Annotated in this window: 4 protein-coding genes; 2 read left to right on the forward strand and 2 right to left on the reverse strand. The window is 36.6% G+C overall.

Translation table 11 applies throughout. The annotated features are described in order from the left end of the window. Positions 1-276: 276 nt before the first annotated feature. Together AC3DU7_RS21445 and AC3DU7_RS21450 are read right to left on the reverse strand one after the other, a co-directional pair. Positions 277-699, reverse strand: a complete 423-nt coding sequence (locus tag AC3DU7_RS21445; protein ID WP_488041333.1) for a hypothetical protein — start codon at positions 697-699, stop codon at positions 277-279. A gap of 169 nt (positions 700-868) precedes the next feature. Next, positions 869-1,225 (reverse strand): HesB/IscA family protein, encoded by a 357-nt coding sequence (locus tag AC3DU7_RS21450; protein WP_488041334.1) that lies wholly within the window; start codon positions 1,223-1,225, stop codon positions 869-871. Between the two features lie 428 nt (positions 1,226-1,653). Here AC3DU7_RS21450 and AC3DU7_RS21455 point away from each other — a divergent pair, with 428 nt between their 5' ends. Together AC3DU7_RS21455 and AC3DU7_RS21460 are read left to right on the forward strand one after the other, a co-directional pair. Continuing rightward, a complete protein-coding gene (locus AC3DU7_RS21455) occupies positions 1,654-3,291 on the forward strand; it encodes a DUF6930 domain-containing protein (RefSeq protein WP_488041335.1) in 1,638 nt (545 codons plus the stop codon). Positions 3,292-3,584: 293 nt separating this feature from the next. Next, positions 3,585-3,682 (forward strand): NAD(P)-binding protein (locus AC3DU7_RS21460; RefSeq protein WP_488041339.1); only part of this gene is annotated, 98 nt, incomplete at its 3' end.

Here is a 3,682-nt window from a genome sequence, read left to right on the forward strand (position 1 = left end):
GATCATAGTAACAGAGGGCAACTCAAGTTGTCTAGTCCAAACGACTCCCTTATTTTCATCTCCCCACTTCAAACACGGGGCCTTCAACATGGCTTTTCGGTCAAATAAAATACATTGGATTAAAATCCGACTCCTTGCCTTTGATCCATCGCTTAAAAGACGATGGCTTTCATTTTCCCGTGTTATTTAGGTAATTATGGAGATATGATTTGTCTTATTTATTTATTTCCTGTTTCCTACCTCTATAAGAATTGCCATAGAAATTATTTAACTTATTTAAACATCGAATAACCAACTCTTAATTCGACTTAAACCAGGCCAATCAGATCTTCTCTCAAAACCATCCTGAATATTACCTTTAATTTCCTCCAGCCAATCTGAGTCAGCCATAATCATTTGTTGTGCCCTTTCTACATGAGTTCTTACACCCTTTTCTCCTATTTCCAGCATTGCTAAAGCTAAATTAATTCTTCCTTGTGGATCGTCTGGATTAAGTTTAACTCCTGTCTTAGCTGCTTTATAAGCTGATTTAGGTTTTTTGTCTAATAAATATAACCACGATAAACTTATCCAACTACTACTACTTTTAGGAGAACGATTTGTAATATCTTTAAATACTGGAATTAAAGTTTTTGGGTCTTCTCCAGCTTTATATCTTTCTAATCCTTCTTTATATAATTCTTCGGGTGTTTGAGTCATAATATTCGATATTTCCTACTTGAAAAAATTAATAACAATAAATTACAGTGCAATTCATTTAAGTAGACTACAAAATTATTTTGGGTAACAGTAAGTTAGGGACATTGCATGCAACGTCCCTACTCCCTCTTTTGGAGGAGATGTCTAATATGATTTGATTTGATTAATTTTAGGCAGAAAAGGAACTACCACAGCCACAGGTTTGAGTTGCATTGGGATTACTAAATTTAAACCCACCCCCAATTAAAGCATTACTATAGTCGAGTACCAAACCGTAGAGATATAGAATACTCTTGCGATCGCAAACCACCTTAAATCCATCATAATCAAAAACTTCATCATCTTCTCTAATAGTATTAGGGTCAGCAAAATCCATCATGTAGGACATTCCAGAACATCCACCTTGACGCACCCCTACTCTGAGGCATAGGTCTTTCCCTTCTTTTTCTCTAAGAGAATTAACCTGGGCTAAAGCAGCTTCGCTCATCATGATACCTTTTTGCTGGGACTGAGTAGCTTGTGTCATTTTTCTTTCTAGCTCCTTGTACTATTACTCTCAAATAGTAATTCCTTACTATTTATATATTCTATTTCATATTTATATTTCTAGATAAAGATTGTAACTATACTTTTTGAATAGTATCCTCAGTCAAAAATTATCATTTTTGTTAATATGGCCTTATTGTAGTGACCTTAAATATATTAAGTATTAAAAACTTAAAGACTGTCGTTAATAATGTTAAAATTATCAAAATTATAGACATAGAAATATATAGTAAGTCTATACATTGCTCAATTACTCCGAGCAGTCATTTAAGATAGTAGAAAATAAAATTCCCGTCACATTAGCAAAGCTTTATATAGAAAAATGTATATCAAAATACATTAAAAATATGGCTTAATGCAACAAGGAAAAAATATTTACCTATTGCTTCACTTTCACAGGCTTAGTCTATGGCAGCTCTTAATCCTTCAACAATTCGTAGGTTACAAAAATTACAACAAGTTCCAAGTGTGTGGGAAGGCGATCGTCGCCCTATATACTCAGACTCTAGCTCTAGTCAGGAGTTAGAGGCAGAAACAACAAATGAATGTATTATCTGGGTCGATGGCTCCCATGGAATGGTACGAGCAATGGACATGGTAACATCAGATATTGGGCCAGAAGCAATTGTTCGGACACTGCTGCGAGCAATGGAAAATCCTCAAAGTCCAGCTCCAGCAATTAGGCCCCAAAAAATAGTAGTCAAAGACCGAGAAATTCAATTTTTTCTGAGAGGAGTTTTACAAGACTTAGGAATTACAATCGATTATGTCCCGGATTTACCTCTAATTGATGAAATATTTCAAGGACTACAGGAAGTAGCAGAAAATCGTCCTCCTCACTTACCTCCTGAGTATGCGGAAGCTTTAGTGGAGAAAGCATATCAAATCTGGGATGATGCACCATGGGAAATATTAGGAGAGCATCAAATTATTTCCATAGAACTTAATCAATGGGATATTAAAAATCTCTACGTCTGTGTCTTAGGTAAGCTGGGCATGGACTATGGCATCTTACTATATCGTTCTTTAGATTCTCTCAAAAGGTTTCGGCAACGAGTAGCTTATGAAAAATCTTATGAGAATTTAGAAGAAGCTTTTTTGGGACAAGATTGTTTGTTTATCACTTATGACAACCTTCAAGAAGAAGATGATGATGATGATGATAGTGAGGAGATCGACCTCCAAAATTTATCTGCATCAGAAATTCAGCCCAATTTTGGTAATCTACATCCTCTAGAAGGTTTAAGGTCTGTTCTATATGAAGAGGAAGCAGCTACAACATTAGTAGCAATAGAAGCACTTCATCGTTTTTTACGGTCTTGTCGCAAAAAGATGACAGGTAATAAGTTTCCTAGCATCAATAGTCGCTACCGTATCCCCATACCAGAATCTGAACAAGTAATCTCAGTCAAGGTGGCCACTATGCCAGAAGTAGCAGAAGAATTATATGAAATGGCTGCCGAGGCGGATCTTGAAGGAGATGAAGAATTAGAAATTGAAATGCCTATGCTGAAAAATGATTTGGTTCCGGCCAATTCTTTCTTGAGTTTAGGAGTTGTACCTTGGGATACAGTGGCATATCTACGTGACAATACCAAACTATACCAGGCAGCAGAAGTAGATATTAAATCATCAGGAGAAGGTTTACCAATAGTTTTAATCCAAACTTCTCTGCCAAAAGCAACTAAATTGATTGATGATTTACAAGAAGCTCAGGGACTTCATGGTATCGGATTTAATCTAGGAGAAGACCCTATGGAGGAAACAAACTACGATCTGGGTATATTGAAAACTTATGATGGTGTACTTCATTTATTTGGTGAATTTATGCAACATGATCCTGTACACCAGGAAGCTAAACAAAAATGGGACAAACGTTGCAAAGCTACTCATGGTTGGTGTGGTTTAATTATTGCTAGGGGTATTACAGGCGCTTCTCGTGGTCAACCAGATTTTAAGGATATGATGGCTTTGTTTGAGGTGCGCTTTCTCTCAACTCAAGAGTTGGGTATAGGGCCATTACAATTAATGCCAGTATCTTTTTAAATAGCTATCAGCATTTCAGCATTTCAGCGGTCAGCTTTGGGCGCATTATCTATCCAATACCTTTTTAGTCTGATGACTGAAGTGCTAATAGCTGATAGCTAGTGATAGCAATGGGTGCTGACTTATGTACAAATGACAGGAACTTTTCAATAGCTAGAATCTTAATATTATCGGTTTTTTATTCTCCCTGTTTCCTGTTGCCTGTTGCCTGCACACAGCACAATAAGTCAAAAGTGAAAATTTGGGGGTAAAATTATTAAGAATTATAAAAAAAATGAGTAAGGAAGTAAATAATGCGAGTCGCGATCGCAGGTGCAGGATTAGCAGGCATGGCCACAGCCGTAGAATTGGCCGATGCTGGACATCAAGTAGAAATATTTGAATCTCGCCC

The organism is Okeania sp., assembly GCF_983059655.1.